This window comes from Rhodococcus sp. ACPA1 (assembly GCF_002300195.1).
GTDB lineage: Bacteria > Actinomycetota > Actinomycetes > Mycobacteriales > Mycobacteriaceae > Rhodococcus_F > Rhodococcus_F opacus.
Genome location: NZ_NSDX01000006.1, coordinates 492,841 through 510,310, shown reverse-complemented (window position 1 = coordinate 510,310; position 17,470 = coordinate 492,841). Strand labels below are relative to the sequence as shown.

Sequence of the window (17,470 nt, the reverse complement as noted above, 5' to 3'; positions counted from 1 at the left end):
ACCTCAGCCGATCGTGAAGGGGTCGCGGGTGGCGCCGGTCAGTTCGACCCACACCGCCTTGGTTTCGGTGAATTCGAGGACTGCGTCCGGTCCGTTTTCTCGGCCCCATCCGCTGCCCTTGAAACCGCCGAACGGTACGCCCGGTCCGACCACTCGGTAGGCGTTGATCCACACGGTGCCGGCGGTGACGGCAGCCGCGACGCGGTGTGCGCGTTGCAGGTCACGGGTCCACACGCCGGCGGCCAGGCCGTATTTCGTGCCGTTGGCCAGTGCGAGTGCCTCGTCCTCGGTCGAGAAGCGTGTCACGGCGAGTACTGGGCCGAAGACCTCCTCCTGCGCGATGGGCATGTCCGGCCGGACGTCGGTGAGCACGGTGGGTTCGACGAACAGGCCGCCGCGGCTCGGTGATTGGCCACCACCGGTGGCGACGGTGGCTCCGTCGGCGACCGCCTTGTCGATCATCCCGAGCACCGAGGCGAGTTGCCTCTCGTTCGCCACCGGTCCCATCTCGGTGGCCGGGTCCGTCGGGTCGCCCAGCACGATGGTCTGCGCGCGGCGCACGATCAACTCGACCAGCTCGTCGTGGATGGATTCGTGGACCAGCAGGCGTGAGCCGGCCAGGCAGGTCTGCCCGGTGGCGGCGAATACGCCGGCGATGACACCGTTGGCGGCGGCTTCCAGATCCGCGTCGGGGAACACCAGCTGGGCGGACTTGCCGCCGAGTTCGAGCAGCACCCGGGTCATGTTCTGCAGGGCCGCACGGCCGACCTCGATACCGACGGCGGTGGAACCGGTGAAAGCGATCTTGTCGATGCCGGGGTGGCTGGCGAGGGCCTTGCCGACCTCCGGTCCGGTGCCGGTCACCACGTTGAAGACACCCGGGGGGAAGCCCGCCTCGTCCATCCGTTGGGCGAATTCGAGGGTCGAGGCCGGGGTGTAATCCGAGGGTTTGACGACGAGGGTGCAGCCGGCAGCGAGGGCGGGCGCGAGCTTCCACGCCAGCAGCATCAGCGGTGAGTTCCAGGGCAGGATGGCGCCGACGACGCCGACCGGCTCGCGTCGGGTGTAGATGAAGAAGTTGGGGCGATCGGACGGCAGGGTGTCGCCGCCGAGTGTCTCGGCGATTCCGGCGTAGTACCGGTACCACTGCGGGAGATAGGCCATCTGGGCGGCCATTTCGCGCAGCAGTTTGCCGTTGTCTGTGGTCTCGATGGCGCCGAGGGTGGTGGCATCGCGCTCGAGCAGGTCGGCGAAGGTGCGCATCAACCGGGCCCGTTCGGCGCCGGTGGTGGTCGACCACGGCCCGGTGGTCAGGGCGGTGCGGGCGGCGGCGACGGCGCGGTCGACGTCGGTGGCGCCGGCGTCGGGGGCCGTCGACCACGGCTCCTGGGTGTAGGGGTTGGTGGTGGCATAGCGGGCCCCGGATTCGGCGGCGACCCAGGCTCCGTCGATGTACATCTGGTATTCGGGCAGCCCGGTGGTGTCGATCGTGCTCATCAGTTTTCTCCTGGGGGTCAGTCGGTCGGCAACGAGAGCGCCGCGGCGTCGACGAGAGTCGATCGCAGGATGGTCTCGATCTCGGCGAAGTGTTCGGGGCCGGCGATGAGCGGCGGCGCCAGTTGGACCACGAGGTCTCCGCGCATGTCCGCGCGGCAGATCAGTCCCCGCCGATAGAGTTCTGGGGCAAGGAAAGCCAGCAGCGCCTTGCCCTCGGCCGGCGAGAAGCGTTGCTTCGTCGGGGGGTCCTTGACCAGTTCGATCGCCCAGAAGTAGCCTGCCCCGCGCACGTCACCGACCAAGGGAATGTCGCGCAGCGACTCGAGCATTCCGCGCAACACCGGTTCATTGGCGCGCACGTTTTCGAGCATCTTCTCGCTCTCCATCAGCTCGATGTTGGCCAGCGCGACCGCCGAGGCGACCGGGTGCCCACCGAAGGTGACACCGTGCATGAACACGTTGTTGTCGGTGAGGAACGGCTCCATGACGCGGTCGGAGGCGATGACCGCGCCCATCGGCGCGTACGCGGAGGTGAGGCCCTTGGCCGTGGTGATGATGTCGGGCACGTAGTCGAACCGTTGGGCGCCGAACCACTCGCCCAGGCGTCCGAACGCGCAGATGACCTCGTCGGAGATCAGCAGGACGTCGTACTGGTCGCAGATCTCCCGTACGCGCTGGAAGTAGCCCTCCGGCGGGACGAAACAGCCTCCCGAATTCTGCACCGGTTCGAGGATCACCGCCGCGACGGTGTCTGGTCCCTCGAACTCGATCCTTTCCCGGATCGCCTCGGCGAGGGTATCGACCGCCTGCGGGTCCAGCCGGTACACGTTGGTGTTCGTCACGTGGCTTCCGCCGATGGGCAGCGGCTCGAAAGGTGCCCGTGCCGGCGACAACGCGGTCGCCGCCAGCGCGCCCAGGGTGGTGCCGTGATAGGCGGTGTTGCGGGAGATTACCTTGTACTTGCCGGCCTTGCCGCGAATCTTGTGGTACTGCCGGGCGAGCTTGAAGGCGGAGTCGACGGCTTCGCCGCCACCACCGACGAAGAACACCCGGTTGAGATCCGCGGGCGCCAGGTCGGCGATCTTGGTCGCGAGCTCGATCGCGCGAGGGTGAGCGAACCCCCACGTCGGGAAGAAGGCCAACTCGGTCGCCTGCTTGGCCGCGGCCTCAGCCAACTCGGTGCGGCCGTGGCCGACGTTCACGCAGTAGAGTGAGCTCAGGCCGTCGAGGTACCGGTTCCCGTGCTGGTCCCACACGTAGCAACCCTCGCCGCGGACGATGACCGGGACTTCGGCCCCCTGCGCATACGCACCCATGTTGCTGAAATGCATCCACAGATGCCTGCTCGGGTCGGAATCGACGGTCTGCACGGGATTCGCACTCAACTCGACTACCTCCACTCTGACTCAGTTTCGGGGGATCTTGCCTTCTAACCTCTGACATTATAGGTTTGATTTATGGATGTCAACGGAGGAGCAAACGCATGACGCAGATACGCAGCCAGAACTTCATCGGCGGACGGTGGGTCGACCCCGCCGACGGCGCGCGGGCGCCGATCACGAATCCGGCAACGGGCACGGTGATCGGCGAGGTGGCGGCGAGCTCACGCGCCGACGTCGACCGTGCGGTCGGTGCCGCCGAATCCGGCTGGCAGACATGGCGAGAGACGACCCCGCGGGAGCGCTCGGAGTATCTCTTCGCCCTCGCCGACGCGATGGCCGCGAACAAGAGCGAGCTGGCCGATCTCGAATCGGCGAATGTGGGCAAGCCAATCCTGAATGCCCGCGGCGAGGTCGACGAGGCGATCGACGGCCTGCGCTTCTTCGCCGGTGCGATACGCAGCTCAGAGGGATTGGCGTCCAACGGATTCCGCCGTGGCACCACCTCGATCGTGCGCCGGGAACCCATCGGCGTCGTAGGCCTGATTACCGCGTGGAACTTCCCCCTGATGGGCGCGATCTGGAAGGTCGGCGCCGCACTCGCCGCGGGGAACGCCTGCGTGCTCAAACCCGCCGAGCAGACCCCGTTGACGACACTGGCACTCGCCGAACTGGCGGCCCCGATCCTACCGCCTGGAGTCCTCAACGTCATTACCGGACAGGGCGATCCGGTCGGATCCGCGCTCTCCCAGCATCCCAAGATTCGCATGGTGTCGGTTACCGGCGCGGTCACTACCGGAAAGGCGGTGGCCGCCGCGGCGGCGCACACCCTCAAGCGGGTGCATCTCGAATTGGGGGGCAACTGTCCCGCCATCGTCTTCGGTGACGCCGATCTCGATGCGGTGGTCGCCGGAATTCGTCAGGCCGCCACGGTCAACTCCGGTCAGGTCTGCCTTTCAGCGTCGCGGCTTCTGGTGGCGAAGTCCTGCTACGACGATCTTCTCGATCGCCTCGTTCCCGCGTTCGAGTCGGTCCGAGTCGGCGCGCCCGAGGAGGGCGAGCACATCGAGATGGGGCCACTTGCCTATCGCGGGCACCGTGATCGGGTTGTCGGCTACATCCACAAGGCCCAGAACGCGAAGATTCTGACCGGGCACCTCGACCCGGACTCCGACAGCAATTTCGTTATCCCGACAGTGATCACCGGCGTCGAGCAGGGTGACACGATCGTGCAGGAGGAGATTTTCGGTCCGGTCGTGACCGTGCAACCGTTCGACACCGACGCCCAGGCGGTGGAGTGGGCGAACGGGACCCCCTTCGGGCTGGCCGCGTCCCTGTGGACCCGCGACCTGAACCGGGCGATGAACACCGCCCCGCGCCTTGAGTTCGGCACGGTCTGGATGAACGACCACCTGTCGATGCTTCCCGAGATGCCGCACGGCGGGGTCAAGGATTCCGGGTACGGCAGCGAAGGCTCGAGTTACGGCATCGACGAGTTCACCCAGGTCAAACACCTCTGGATCAAGCACGGTTGAGCCCTGAGACGTGATGTCCCGGCGCACCGCTCGCGGCGGCGCCGGAACATTCGTACAGACCGGTCTGGATGCTGAATACGCCGGGCCGGAGGGTTGCGGAACACCCAACAAGCGAATAACATCTAATGTCTGATGTTATATCATCACTCAGGGTTCGCCCCTGGGATCCCCCCGTGCCGCACACGTCGCCCGGAACGCCCACTCGATGGGCGCGGCGTAGCACACTATTCTTGAGACCCCGGAGGACAAGTATGCCCACCACCCGTGAACACATGACCCCGCTGGAACTCGCGCTCAGCGATCCCGCCCGTGACTCCGAACTGAAACGGTGTCGGCAGCTGTTCGACGAAGGCGGTGTCACGCACGTGCATTGCCAGTACGTGAGTGTGCAAGGCCGCGTCCTCGGAAAGGTGATGCCGGTCAAGTATTTCCTCGAGACCGCCGGCCGCAAGGGCGTGCCCTTCGGCTACGCCGTCGCCGGCGGCCTGCAGGCGAGCCTGGCCGGTGAGCTGCTCGGACCAGGCGGCATCAGCACCCGGGAGGGCCTGCTGGTGCCCGACTTGGCCACCGCGCAGATCCTGCCGTGGGACCCGAGCGTGGCACGAGTGTTCTGCGACCACTTCCGCTCACTGCGCGAGGAAGTCGGACCGGGTGAACCGGAAGAGGCCGACGCCCGCGGCAACCTCAAGCGCGTCATCGCCGCCTTCCGGGAAGAGACCGGACTCGAGCTCCGCACCGGGTGCGAACCGGAGATGAGCTGGTTCAGCGGCCCGGACGCCATCGACCGCTCCGCATCCTTCTTCCCCGACTGGGTGGGCCCGTCCTACCACCTCGAGCACATCGCGGAAATGATGCCGATCCTCAAGCGCATCACCCAATACGCCCAGGAAATGGGCTTCGAGATGATCCAGTCCGACTACGAGGACCCCGGCCAGCTCGAGTGCAACTTCCTCTACGACAACGCCCTCGCGACCGCAGACCGACTGATCACCTACCGGCAGATCTGCATGGCGGTGGCCAAGGAGTTCGGTGTCCTAGCCACCTTCATGCCCAAGCCGGTCCCCGGCATCATGGCCAACGGCTGCCACCACCATGCGAGCCTCTGGCGCGGCGACGAAAACGTATTCGCCGACGACGACGATCTCACCGACCTCGGCCGGCACGCGCTCGGTGGCCTGCTCGAGCACACCCGCGGAATGACCGCGGTGCTCGCATCGACGACCAACTCCTACGCCCGGTTCTGGGACGTCGGCCTGTTCGCGCCGGCCGTCACCAACTGGGGATACGACAACCGCACCACCAGCTACCGTGTGCTGCCCGGACGCGTCGAAGTCCGCTCCCCCGACGCCGCCGTCAACCCCTACCTGTCCCACGCCGCGCTACTCGGTGCGATGGCCGACGGCATCCGCCGCAACCTCGATCCCGGCAAACCCGAACTCGGCAACGCCTACGCACCCTCCGACGAAGAGACCCCCTCGACCTTCGCGGCGCCGCCGCTGACCTTGTCCGAAGCCTTGGACGCCCTCGAGGAAGACAAGGCGGTCCGCTCCGTCCTGCCCGGCTCGCTCTACGACACCTTCACCGCCTGCAAGCGCGACGAATGCAACCGGCGCTCGGGCGCGATCACCGACTGGGACTTCAACACCTACCTGCGGTACACCCCGTAACACCACCATTCGGACCCCGCCCCACGGCGGGGTCCGATCCTCCATGCCGGTATCACCTTCAGAAGGATCCCTACCGTGAGCGATCTGCAACTCATCCAATCCGGAACTCTCGTCCTGTGCTCCACGGACATTGCCGCTCCCCCCATGACCTCCGTCGTCGACGGTGTGCGGTTCGGCTACGAGCCCGACCTCGGCCGGGCACTGGCCGATCATCTGGGCCTCGAACTGCAGTGGGTCGACGTCCGCCGGTGGTCCGACTTCGTGCCGACACTGACCGAGAAGCGATGCGACGCGATCCTGTGCAACCAGGCCATCACCCCCGACCGCGAGGAAATCGTCGACTTCACCCTCCCCTACGGACGGTTCAACGAAGGAGTAGTCGTCCGCACCGACAGCCCCATCCACTCGGCCGCCGACCTCGTCGGCCGCAAAGTCGGCGCCATCACCGGGACCACCAACATTGCGCTGGCCGCATCGTTCACCGGCGCCGAGGTCGTCGAATTCGGCTCGGGTGACGACGCCTTCCACGAGATGGCCGACGCCGCCGTCGACGGCACCATCGATGCGTTCGTCGACGACGAGATCGTCCTGCCCGCACTCGAAGCCACCGGTAAGCTGCGGGTCGCTTTCATCGCACCCACCGGAAACCCGTACGGCATTGCGGTGCGCAAAGATTCAGATGCGTTGCGCACCAGCCTGAACGAGGCGATCCAGCACCTGATCGCGAACGGCACGCTCGCCGAAATCTGGAACAACAACTTCCCCACCAAAGCATTTCCCTTGTGAACCTGCCGTCGCCCTCGCGGCACGGCATCAACTGCCCGTGAAGGCGGGCGGCGACCGCCGACATCTGCACCTGTACGGCGGCCGCCGCCCAGACCCGGCCACACGGACCACTACCGAGGAACTCACCCCTCAACGGTTGGGAGAAACCTGTGGAATCGACGGTGACACATCCCGACGACGACATTCTCGACCTGGCCACTCTGTGGGCGCCGATCGGCGGGCCCACCCCGGACCGGATCAGAGATCTCTTCCACATTGAGGTCGACGACTATCGTCGCCGACTACTCAATGCAATCCGCTTCAACCGAAGCGCCTTCCCGAACGCACTCGCGCCGATCTCGAGCACGTGTACGGATCCTCGATCCTCACCGAACTCGACGAGACGCAGCGCACGAACACCTCCACCACCCGATGACAGCCCAGCCTGGCGCGCTGATCAGGTTGCCGCGCATCGTCGCCCGACTGCGAACACCGACGTATGCCGGTACTGCCGGCTCGATCCCCGGCAACTATCCGACTGAATTACTTCTCTAGACAGCTGGTTTCACATGTCCGAACCGTGCACCAAGACCCGCGACTTCCGGCCCGACCCCACGTCGAGCAGGAGCCTCGCCAACAACCCCGCCGCCGAGGAGCACCCCACGGCGCATCCACTCCCCCGCCGACAACGGCTGCGCGACAAGGTCCGCGCGGAGAGACACTCCCGCGTTCCGCGAGAGGCCGACCAGCTGATCCGCTTCGCACAGAACTGGATCCCGTACGGTGGGCCGCCGCCAGATGAAATCATGGTCCAGTTCGGGATGACCACAGCCCGCTACTTAGAGGCCCTTCGACAGGCGATCTACCTGCCCGACTGCGACCCCAGCATCGCGCGCCGAATACACACTGCTTACTTCACCCGCCGATCGACCCGATAGGCACTGGCGCCGCACGCTGTCGAAGTCGGTCCTAGGACTCAATGCAGCGACGCGCTCGTCGCCGCAGACATGGGACTGTCACTTGCGCCGAGCTGTTCAGCCGATTTTCCTGACAGTCTTCCGAATGCCGTTGCGCCGACCCCAACGACAGCGGCAGCTCGATTGAGCGAATGCATAACCCTTCCTGTTCCGTTTCGTCAGCCCGGACGAGGTCGAGGCGCGATCCTCGGTGAAGCCGTTTCACTACTGTGGACTCGACTGCGGCGGTCGCCCCGCTACGAGAGTCCGAACGCCGATCACGCTCGCCCCCGAATTTGGCCTGGAACCGCGTAGTCGTTCCTTGCCGTCGATTTCCATGTTGTCGGGTTTGTGCCGTCGGGCTTGTTTGTCGCCCAACTAGCGCGCACTCGAGCACTACGGCTCACCGTTCTCTGTCCGCGGTGATGCCGGGACCTTCACTGCAAAGGTGAGGACGGCAGCGGCCAGGCCATAGTGGAATCCGCGTCCCGGATGACGTCCGGAGCTCCCGGGGGTGGCCAGATCCCGACTTCGTACACTTCTCTCCGGACGGCTAGCCGTTCGTTGGGGCTCTTGAACGGCCAGATGTGAAGGAGCCGGTCAGGACCGTCGAGGGCATACATCACTACCGTTATCGGGTCAACCGGATTGCGAAGCGGAAGTGCCTTACGCCAACCCGCGATGGTGTCGGTGAGCCCACCGGGGACGAGCCTGTAGTCGCGGATCTCGTACGCAGGTCCGAACGTCCCGGTTTCCACGAGGGGCATGAACGGCAAGGGTGCGAAAGACTCCACGCTGACGGACTCGATCGCGTCGATGGAGGCGAGGGGGTGGCCGTCGACGCGGAGTCGTTCTCGTGCGGCCAGCATGGCCGCACTGTCGGGGAAGCGGCGCAGGACCCAGATTCGGCCGAGTCTGCCATTTTCCGACGTCCAGGCGCCGAGGTAGATTCCGCCGTCTTCCCCGTCCTGAGCCCATCGATCAACTGCTGAGGATGCGGCACTTTGGTTCAAGAGCTGGAAGCCGATCGTGCTCCATTCGTAACGGACTGCCTGGGCGTCACGATCCTGGTCCTCGCCGGTGATGTGCGCGGTGCGCGGACTGGACATTTCGACACTTCCCTTCATTTTGCGCGACCGTCTCGGTCGCGTTGTGGGTCCCCGAGGGTGGGAAAAATAGGCCAAGCGGCGCGGTAGAGCCGAAGGATCGCCGATCAGTCGCGATCGACGAGCATCACCCCACTCCTATAGCGAGACAGGATCTCCGATGGAGCGGCCACCGCAGACGGTCAGGACCTGCCCGGTGACATAGGAGCCCTCGCAGACCAGGTATCTGACGGCGGCCGCGATATCGTCCGGGACGCCTCCACGTCCTACCGGGATGGAGTGCAAGGTCTTTTCGAGTACTTGCGCAGGAAGCGTCGCCGACAGTGGGGTTTCGATGTACCCCGGTGCGATGCAATTCGCGGTGACTCCCAGCGCGCCGATCTCGAGCGCCAACGATCTCGTTGCGCCTATCAACCCGCCCTTGGAGGCGGAGTATGCGCCGGAGCCGAAAATCCCCAGCCACGCCCGTGATGCGATGTTGATCACCGCGCCCCCTCCCGCAGATTCCATCAATGGAAGCGCCTGGCGAACGAGCGAGAGCGCTCCGATGAGGTTGACGTCCAGAGTGAGCTCCAGGTCTCTGTCGGTGATGTTGGTAAGGCGGGCATCTCTACCCAGACCTGCGCAGTTGACCAAGACGTCCAGGCGGCCGTACTCGGATGCCACTGTTTCGATGGCTTCGATGCGGGAGCTGCGGTCGCCTACGTCCAGGGGAAGTGGATGCACGTTCGCGGGCAGGGTCTGGTGCGAGTGCTGCTCGATCACGTGTGGGAGGTCTGTGAGGACTACCGTGTAACCCTCGCCGGAGAGCATGGCTGTAATGGCTGCTCCGATTCCGCTGCCGGCGCCGGTGACCAGAGCGATCTTGTTTGTCCGAACGCTCACGGTTTGATCCTTCCCAGATTGGGTCCGTCCGCGGTGTAGATTTCCTGACCGGTGAGCGCGGGGTTGCACCGGAATACGTGGAGAAGTGATGCGATCGCGGCGCACTCGGCGACGGAGAAGTCACCGTGCAGGACCGTGTTCAGCGAGACGGAGTCCTTCTTCAGCTCGATGGCAATGGTGCGGCACAGTGAGAGCACCGCGCCTCCAACCAAGCCCGGCAGTACCGAACTCGCCTCTCCCAAAACTGCTTTGGAAGGTAGTAGAACGGCGATGCTGCCGCGGGCAACCCCTTGTTCCCGGAATTTTGTTACTGCGCTCTGAAGGGAATGCACAACGTCTGTGATGAGGGTCTTCGCGTCTTCGAGATCTTCTTCCGTCGATGCCGCGAAGTGCAGGGGTGCAGGCGGGGTGACGACGATGCAGACCTGTTGGGTGGCTCCTTCTGCTGCATACACTTCAAGTTCAAGTTTGGCGGTGAGAGCCTGTGAATCTGAGCCGATACCGACCAACGTGGTCGCAGGCAACAACAATGGAGTGGTGAGGTGGTTCATGCTTGCATCACCAGCGTCGTGACGGAGGCGCCGTCGGTTCCCGCCACGGTGCCACCCTTGCAGTACGCCAGGCCCGTTCTTGCACCTGTGACTTGACGGTCGCCGGCCTGCCCACGCAGCTGCCAGGTCAACTCGCAAGCCTGGGCTACGCCGGTGGCTCCGACCGGGTGTCCTCGGGAAAGGAGTCCGCCGCTGGGGTTGACGGGGAGCTTTCCTCCCAACGCGGTCAGTCCTTGTTCGGCCCACCGGCCACCTTCGCCGCGTGGAATCAATCCGAGACCTTCCATCCGGACGATCTCCGCGATGGTGAAGCAGTCGTGCATTTCGACGAAGTCGACGTCGCTGGGGTCGATCCCTGTCATGTTCCAGGCGGCTTCGCCGCCACGGCGGGAGATGTCCTCTTCGTTGATCGAGCGGGTGCCGTCGCGCAAGGTCCCGCTGACAAGTCCACATCCAAGGATTCGTGGATGGTTTCGGTCGACACCGAGTCGTGCGAGGCCGGCCGTATTCGCGACGACCAGTGCGGCGGCGCCGTCGCTGATGGGGCTGCAGTCGAGGAGTCCTAGCGGATCGGCAATGGTCCTTGCTTCGAGGACTTGAGCCAAGCTGATCGCGTGCTGATACTGCGCGAATGGATTGTGTACCGAGTGTGCGTGGTTCTTGACCGCGACCGCGGCGATCTGTGCCCGAGTGGCGCCGTGGTCGTGCATATACCTGCGAGCGCTCATCGCATGATTGGCGGCCATGATCAGGCCGGTTGCCGCGTCAAGGTCAGAGGGGTCGGCGAGAATCCCGCCCGAAATTCGATCGGTCATCTTTTCCGCACCGACGACCAGAACGACATCGTGGAGACCCGACGATACTGCGACCCAGGCGTCGCGTACTGCGGTTGCACCGCTTGAACAGGCGTTCTCGAGATTTGTGACGGGTTGGCCCGACATCCCCAGTTGCGCGGCGACCCGCTGGCCTGCGACCGATCCCCCAAGAACGGTTCCGAGGTACAGGGCGTCGATGTTCTGGGGGGTTGCATTCGCCTCGGAGAGGGCGCTGCGGGCGGCACTGACCGCCATCTTCTCGAGTGTGACGCTCTTCGGGTACTTGCCGAATCTGACCATGCCGGCCCCGACGGCATGGACCGCGGTCCTTGTCATGCGTGCTCCTTCAGTTCGAAAGCGAAGGTGAGCTGGTCTACGTCGTCAACCCGCATCAGGGACGGAACGACATGGACCTCGTCGCCGATCTTCGGTTCCACACCGGTCGCGAGTTGCAGCCGGGACAGCAGAACCACGGGACCGGGAAGCCTTACGAAGGCCAGGTGATAGGGAACTGTCACCCCGGGTGGGGCTTGGTGAACCGTGGTGAACGTCTCCACGGTTCCGGAACGAGGCAGTTCGATCGGTTGGACGTCGGTGGAATAGCAGACCGGGCAGAAATCTCTGCTCGGGAACGAGGCATGCCCGGACTCACATTGTGTGCCGAGCAATGCGAACGGCTCCGTGGTGAACAAGTCCGACCTCAACGGAGGGAGATCGAGCACGTTAGTCACATGCCCTCCTTAACTGGTTGTGGGATAGCATCTGCGCTGCACCATTGCTCGACGACATCGTGTAGAGCGCGTGGTCGGATGGATGAATCGCTGAGTTTCAGCTCCGTGCGACTCAATCGCGGCGCAGCCGCGGGAAATTGAATTCCGTTCTGGTCCAGAATCATTGCGCGTGCACGCACGTGCGGATCGGATGCGACTTCTTCGACAGCGTTGACAGGTGTCACACAGGCTTCGGCGCCGGCGAAGAGTCTTGTCCATTCAGAACGAGTTTTGGTGGCGAAGACATCAGCGATGCGGCGCTTGGTCTCCGACCATCGGGCCCGGTCATGTTGCAGGGCGCGCAGTTCGTCGGGGAGCCCGAGCACCCGCAGCAGGTTCGCGTAGAACCTCGGCTCGACGCTGCCAACGGCCATGTAGTGGCCGTCGCTGGTTCGGTAGCTGTTGTAGAAGGGGGCACCGGAATCCATGTCGTTGGTTCCCGGAACCGGGGACCAACGACCCTCGGCTTTGCGCTGCCACAGGCCCGACATCAGCAATAGTGCCGCATCGGCCATGGCTGCGTCGATCACTTGGCCCCGACCTGAGGCACGGCGTTCGAACAACGCGAGACCAATTCCGTAAGCGAGCATCAAGCCGCCCCCGTAATCGGCGATCATGTTCAGGGGCGGCACCGGGTCCTCGCCCTCTCGGGCGATCGATCGCGCGGCCCCCGACATGGCGAGGTAGTTCAGATCGTGGCCCGGCTCATGGGCGGCCGGCCCGGACTGCCCCCAACCGGTCATTCGCGCATATACCAACCCCGGATGGTCGTGGCAGAGGTCGCCGGGACCGAGCCCCAGCCTCTCCATGACTCCCGGCCGGAATCCCTCCACGAGAACATCTGCTCGAGTGGCGATTTCCCGCACTCGTGCGTAGTCGTCCGCGCTCTTGAGGTCCACTTCGATTGTGGTGCGTCCACGAAAAGTCGGCGACGGTGTCGTAGGCGTTCCGCCGGGACGTTCGATCCGGATCACATCCGCTCCGGCATCCGCCAGCAGGCTGCACGCAAAGGGTGCAGCGCCCAGGCCAGCGAACTCGAGGACGCGGATACCGTCGTACGGGCGGTCACTCATGGCACCCGCACCTCTTTTGCCGAATCGACGATCTCGTCGAGACACGTCACCGGCAGCGGCTGTCCTGGGTGAATCGCCGGCAACGCAATGACGGAGCCACCTTTTGCGACGGTGACGACGAGTGTTTCGAGTCGTTCCCCGGCGAAACAGACACTGGTCACCAATACCCCGTGACCGAATGACAGTTCGTGGCGCACCTTCCCAGCTGGGTCGAATGCGACGACGTTGTCGCCCGTTCCGCCGGCAACCCACAGCCATCCCTGACTGTCGAGGGCGATACCGTCCGGGGTTCCGCCCGGGACTTCGGCTTCCCACCCATCCCACTGACATTGGGCCCCGTCGAACCGGTACCGCCGCACAACTCCGCGCACGGTCTCGGCCACGTAGAGGTGGCCGGGTTCGCGCGCGAAGCACAACCCGTTCGGAAACTGCAAGCCTTCTAGCAGGGTGCACACGTTCGACGTCTCGGGATCAAGCACACGCAGAGCGCCTGAGGCATTCGCCGCACTGGTGCCGTGACTTGCCGGATCGGTGAACCACAGTCTGCCGTCGGGGCCAAGGACGCAGTCACTCGGGGCGGACACACCGGTGTGGAGCACCGTGGACACCACTCCGTCGTCGATCCTCTGGATAGACGGGGGCTGGGACAGGGCAGATTTGCTCGCCATGGCGGTGGCACCGTTCTGAGTTACCCAGATCTCTCCCTCGGTCCCGATGGCGAGGCAGTTGGGACCACCACCGGTCTCGGCGACCTCCCGTGCGCCCGCACCCTGCAGGTCGACCGCATACACCCTTCCGCGGTTGATACTCACCACACCGACTTCGCCGGTATTCAGCGCCGCCGGCCCCTCGGTAAACCCGAGGCCCGCGCCGATCACACGAGCGGCGGGCGGCAGCGTGAGTGCGCTGGCACTGCTGTTGCTATCTCTCACCAGATTCTTCTTTCCTTGTACGAATGTGAGCGCAGATCCGCCTGTTCACTCGCGGACTCTCGCCCACGCCGTTCTCCGTCCGGTTCCGTCCTGGACGTAGGCTTCGGCCCCGTTCCAGCAGATGAACATTCGTCTGTTCGCGATGAGTGGAGCGACATATCGGTAATCGAGCGCACGGGGAGGCTGCGGGCGCCTCGTCCGTAGGCCCTCGGCCATCAGAATTGTTTGAAGCGGGCCTGCACCACGAGCCCGGGATACCCCTCGACCTCCTGCGCGTACTTCTCGTCCCAATGAATGCGGTGCGATACACCCGCCGCGGCGGAGAAACGAAACAACAGAACTGGATCGATGGAAACTTCGACAAAATCCGGGCCGATCACCTCGGTCGGTCGGTCGCCTTGCTCGCCGGCCCCCGCGGAGCGCGGCGGGACGTCGACAACGTCCTGCCTCTCACGGATGCAGATCCGGCCGTTCTGAACAATTTCATGAACGACTGTCGTGAATTCGAGGCCGCCTGACCTCCCCGCCTTCGTCTGCCGGCCGGCCACGCCCGAGCGGCGTGTCGCCGAGTGGCCGATCCGCAGTTCGGAGACGAGCTCGACGGTGCCGCCTGCGAGTAGTCGTCGACTGCCGGTGGACGGGGAGGGAACGAGCGATCCGTATGTGGGCAGACCGTCCTCTCCGAGATCGGCCCGGTTCGGGCGCTCCGGTAGGTACATCCAATGCCACAGTGGCGGCAGCGCGGCGTCCTTATCGGGCAGCCGGTCCGGGAGGCCGAGGAGCATGGCCAGCTCGAGAGCCGGCCCGTGGCAGAGCATCTCGCTGCGCTCAACGCACGGCGAGATCGATTGGGGGTTCACGGCACCAGAACCGCGCGGCCCAGCACCGCCGAACTCTCGACCGCCCGATGAGCATCGACGACCTGATCGAGGGAGTACTCGGTGGTGACACCGGTGACCGATCCTGATGCGACGAGATCGATCGCTTCGAGAAACGATTTCGACGAGGTCGAGGCCGAACCTGTGATGACGGCCTCCTTGAAGAACACGAAGGCCGGGTACAGGCTGATCTTCTCGCGCTCGAGTTGGCCGGTGAAGACGTAGCGCCCGCGGCGGGCCAAGGCTCGAAATCCGGTGTCGAAAACGGCCGGAAGCCCGACGTTGTCGAGTACGACGTCGACGCCATGTCCTCGGGTGAGATCCGCGAGATGCGTCACGGGATCATCGGTGGAGAGGACGACGTCATGTGCACCGTACTTGCGAAGGGATTCGATCTTCGACGACGACGACGTCAAGGCGACAACCCGTGCCCCCTTCGCGGCGGCCACCTGCAGCGCGTGAATGCCGAGGCCGCCGCCGGCGCCGGTGATCAGCACCGTGTCTTCGGGCCTCAGATTTGCGGCGCCGTCGAGTGCCTGCACGCAGCTACCCACCGCACAGGCCGCGACCGCAGCGGTGGCCATGGACACCTGGTCGGGCAGCACAGCAAGGGTGTCTTCCTCGAGTACGGCGAAATCGGCATAGCCGCCATAGACGAAAACGGCTTGCGTACAGTCGAGTTCCCGTCCTGTCCGACATGCCGGGCACCATCCACATGTGTGGTGTTGCTTGCAGGCCACTCGGTCGCCCACCTTGATGTGGGTCACTGATGCACCAATGTCCACTACGGTGCCCGCGATTTCATGGCCCAGCACGCACGGTGTCGATATCCGGGTCAAACCGGCCCGGTCGGCGGTATCGTGCCCGCACACCCCCACGGCTTCGACCTGGACGATCACCTGGGTCGCACGGGGTTGCGGATCGGCAGAATGGACGATGTCGAGCACCTCAGGTCCACCGAATCGTTCCATCATCACCTGACGCATGTGTTCTCCTCCGCGCTGGCCGGCAGTCCGATGAACTGCTCGCCAATGAGTCGTTTACTGATCTTCCCGGTCGCGGTCATCGGCACCTTGCCTTCCTCGATGACGACGAACCGGACGGGGACTTTGTACGATGAGATTCGTTCGCGGAGCCAGTGGCCGAGCCATTGGCCGACCTCTCCATCCGTTCTGCGGTCGGACGAATTCAGCACGACCGCGCAACACAACTTCTCCTCCGTGTCGTCGATCGGCCAACCGAAAACAAATGCGTCCTCGACATTGGGGTGCTCGGTGATGAAGGCCTCGACCTCGGCTGGGGAGATAGTGATTCCGTTGATCTTGACCACCTCCTTCACCCGCCCCGCGAAATGCAGTCGCTGCTCGCCGTCGATCCATCCGAGGTCGCCGGTACGGAACCATCCGTCGGAGGTGAAGGACGCCGCGTTGGCTTCGTCATTGTTCAGGTAGCCGGGTGTCGTGCACCCTCGAAGCTGGATCTCACCGAGCCGGTCTGCCGAACCCTCGGCTACGACATCCCCCGTCATGCGGTCAACGCATCGAATCTCCTGGGTCGGCAATGCCCGTCCCTGGGTGTGAACAAGTGCTGCTGCATCGTCGCCCGGCTCGGTCATCGTCGCAAGCCCGTAGCACTCGGTGAGCCCATACACGCTGCGGGCGTTGCCGAGTCCCAGCTTATCGATCGCCACTCTCTTGTCCTCGGCTGTCACCCCGATCACCCCCTTCGTCAGGCACGACAGGTGTCGGGGGTTCACGGCCTGCTCCTTCGCCAGACCGCGAGCGATCGGGCCGACGCCGTAGAACACCGTGCACTGGTGCTTCTCGATGAATGCGGCGGATCGTGCCGGATCGAACCGTTCTTGCAGGCAGAGCGTCACCCCATGGGTGAGAGCGACAGTCACAGCGTTGGCGCAGCCGAGTCCGAAGAACAGCGGGGCGGCGAACCAGATTCGATCGCCCCCTTCCACCCCGAGTCGCTGTCCCATCGCGTATCCGTTTCGCATGAGATCCCCGTGTCTGAGCACGACGACCTTGGGCTCGGCGCTACTGCCGCTGGTGAAGACGTACATTGCCGTGTCCTCGTGCGATGTGACGACGGAAGCGGGCATCCGGGTCGGCACCGTCGACAGACCGGTCGGCAATTCCCCGTCCCACAGGAACGCACCTCGGTAGCGCTCGTCCAGGTCGGGCTCCAGCAGGGAGGACGCTGCCAGCAATGAGACGTAGTCCCGGCCATTGATCTCCGACTGCGAGATCACGGCGCGCAACCGAGACTTTCCTCGCGCCGAGCGCAACTCTGCTGATTTGTACCAGGTGTTGAGTGGCACGGCGATGTATCCGCCGCGTACCAGAGCCAGGGTCGCTGCGAGCCACCTCCACCCGTTGGGGAGCAGGACGCCGACCGCCTCACCCGGCTCCAGCCCAGCTTGGGCCAGGTTGTGTTGGAGCGTCTGCACCACGTGCAGCATCTGCCGAGCCGTCACAATGCGGTCCTCGTCGACAACCAACGGCTGTTCCGGGCGACGGGCGGCATAGGCCTCGAATACCGCCGCCACGTCCGGTTCGTTTGCCCGGGCGTATGGGGTATCGGTTTCATCCACGATGGACACCTCTTTTACTATTTTCTATAGAATATTCGGATGGCGATATTGTGTCAACC

At 64.6% G+C, this 17,470-nt stretch carries 16 protein-coding genes and 1 pseudogene; 4 read left to right on the top strand and 13 right to left on the bottom strand.

Going from position 1 to position 17,470, the window contains the following annotated elements:
- Positions 1-3 precede the first annotated feature (3 nt).
- Together CJ177_RS31820 and CJ177_RS31815 are read right to left on the bottom strand one after the other, a co-directional pair.
- A complete protein-coding gene (locus CJ177_RS31820; protein ID WP_095869424.1) occupies positions 4-1,497 on the bottom strand; it encodes an aldehyde dehydrogenase in 1,494 nt (497 codons plus the stop codon).
- Between the two features lie 17 nt (positions 1,498-1,514).
- Positions 1,515-2,867: an aspartate aminotransferase family protein gene (locus CJ177_RS31815; RefSeq protein WP_373560064.1), complete on the bottom strand. Its 1,353-nt coding sequence runs from the start codon at positions 2,865-2,867 to the stop codon at positions 1,515-1,517.
- Between the two features lie 113 nt (positions 2,868-2,980).
- Between CJ177_RS31815 and CJ177_RS31810 the strand changes: the two genes are divergently transcribed.
- The 4 genes from CJ177_RS31810 (at position 2,981) to CJ177_RS31795 (ending at position 7,781) form a co-directional block, all read left to right on the top strand.
- Positions 2,981-4,411 carry an aldehyde dehydrogenase family protein gene (locus CJ177_RS31810; RefSeq protein WP_095869422.1) on the top strand — a complete coding sequence of 477 codons (1,431 nt, stop codon included), beginning with the start codon at positions 2,981-2,983 and terminating at the stop codon, positions 4,409-4,411.
- Positions 4,412-4,662: 251 nt separating this feature from the next.
- Entirely contained in the window at positions 4,663-6,078 is a 1,416-nt protein-coding gene (locus CJ177_RS31805) for a glutamine synthetase family protein (protein ID WP_179443323.1), read from the top strand.
- A gap of 75 nt (positions 6,079-6,153) precedes the next feature.
- On the top strand, positions 6,154-6,864 hold the full coding sequence (locus CJ177_RS31800) for an ABC transporter substrate-binding protein (protein ID WP_095869420.1): 711 nt from the start codon (positions 6,154-6,156) through the stop codon (positions 6,862-6,864).
- A 548-nt stretch (positions 6,865-7,412) separates the two neighbouring features.
- The gene (locus CJ177_RS31795) at positions 7,413-7,781 is read left to right on the top strand and encodes a hypothetical protein (RefSeq protein ID WP_095869419.1); all 369 of its coding nucleotides are present in this window, start codon (positions 7,413-7,415) and stop codon (positions 7,779-7,781) included.
- A 455-nt stretch (positions 7,782-8,236) separates the two neighbouring features.
- Here CJ177_RS31795 and CJ177_RS31790 read toward each other — a convergent pair whose 3' ends face one another.
- The 11 genes and pseudogenes from CJ177_RS31790 to CJ177_RS31745 form a co-directional block, all read right to left on the bottom strand.
- Entirely contained in the window at positions 8,237-8,908 is a 672-nt protein-coding gene (locus CJ177_RS31790; RefSeq protein ID WP_095869530.1) for an NIPSNAP family protein, read from the bottom strand.
- Positions 8,909-9,043: 135 nt separating this feature from the next.
- Positions 9,044-9,790, bottom strand: a complete 747-nt coding sequence (locus tag CJ177_RS31785; protein ID WP_095869418.1) for an SDR family NAD(P)-dependent oxidoreductase — start codon at positions 9,788-9,790, stop codon at positions 9,044-9,046.
- Positions 9,787-10,341 carry a hypothetical protein gene (locus CJ177_RS31780; protein ID WP_095869417.1) on the bottom strand — a complete coding sequence of 185 codons (555 nt, stop codon included), beginning with the start codon at positions 10,339-10,341 and terminating at the stop codon, positions 9,787-9,789. The genes CJ177_RS31785 and CJ177_RS31780 overlap by 4 nt, the downstream gene beginning before the upstream one ends.
- Positions 10,338-11,492: a thiolase family protein gene (locus tag CJ177_RS31775; protein WP_095869416.1), complete on the bottom strand. Its 1,155-nt coding sequence runs from the start codon at positions 11,490-11,492 to the stop codon at positions 10,338-10,340. Before CJ177_RS31775 ends, CJ177_RS31780 begins: the two co-directional genes overlap by 4 nt.
- Complete coding sequence (locus CJ177_RS31770; protein WP_095869415.1) at positions 11,489-11,887, bottom strand: Zn-ribbon domain-containing OB-fold protein; 399 nt, start codon at positions 11,885-11,887, stop codon at positions 11,489-11,491. The genes CJ177_RS31775 and CJ177_RS31770 overlap by 4 nt, the downstream gene beginning before the upstream one ends.
- Positions 11,884-12,999: a CaiB/BaiF CoA-transferase family protein gene (locus CJ177_RS31765; protein ID WP_095869414.1), complete on the bottom strand. Its 1,116-nt coding sequence runs from the start codon at positions 12,997-12,999 to the stop codon at positions 11,884-11,886. Before CJ177_RS31765 ends, CJ177_RS31770 begins: the two co-directional genes overlap by 4 nt.
- On the bottom strand, positions 12,996-13,931 hold the full coding sequence (locus tag CJ177_RS31760; protein WP_095869413.1) for an SMP-30/gluconolactonase/LRE family protein: 936 nt from the start codon (positions 13,929-13,931) through the stop codon (positions 12,996-12,998). The genes CJ177_RS31765 and CJ177_RS31760 overlap by 4 nt, the downstream gene beginning before the upstream one ends.
- Before the next feature lie 215 nt (positions 13,932-14,146).
- Entirely contained in the window at positions 14,147-14,791 is a 645-nt protein-coding gene (locus tag CJ177_RS31755; RefSeq protein ID WP_143548727.1) for a hypothetical protein, read from the bottom strand.
- The gene (locus CJ177_RS48550) at positions 14,788-15,414 is read right to left on the bottom strand and encodes a zinc-binding dehydrogenase (RefSeq protein ID WP_257014761.1); all 627 of its coding nucleotides are present in this window, start codon (positions 15,412-15,414) and stop codon (positions 14,788-14,790) included. Before CJ177_RS48550 ends, CJ177_RS31755 begins: the two co-directional genes overlap by 4 nt.
- Positions 15,415-15,780 (bottom strand): annotated as a pseudogene (locus CJ177_RS49485) (alcohol dehydrogenase catalytic domain-containing protein); the annotation flags it as partial.
- Positions 15,781-15,782: 2 nt separating this feature from the next.
- On the bottom strand, positions 15,783-17,411 hold the full coding sequence (locus CJ177_RS31745) for a class I adenylate-forming enzyme family protein (protein ID WP_257014760.1): 1,629 nt from the start codon (positions 17,409-17,411) through the stop codon (positions 15,783-15,785).
- Between the last annotated feature and the right edge of the window lie 59 nt (positions 17,412-17,470).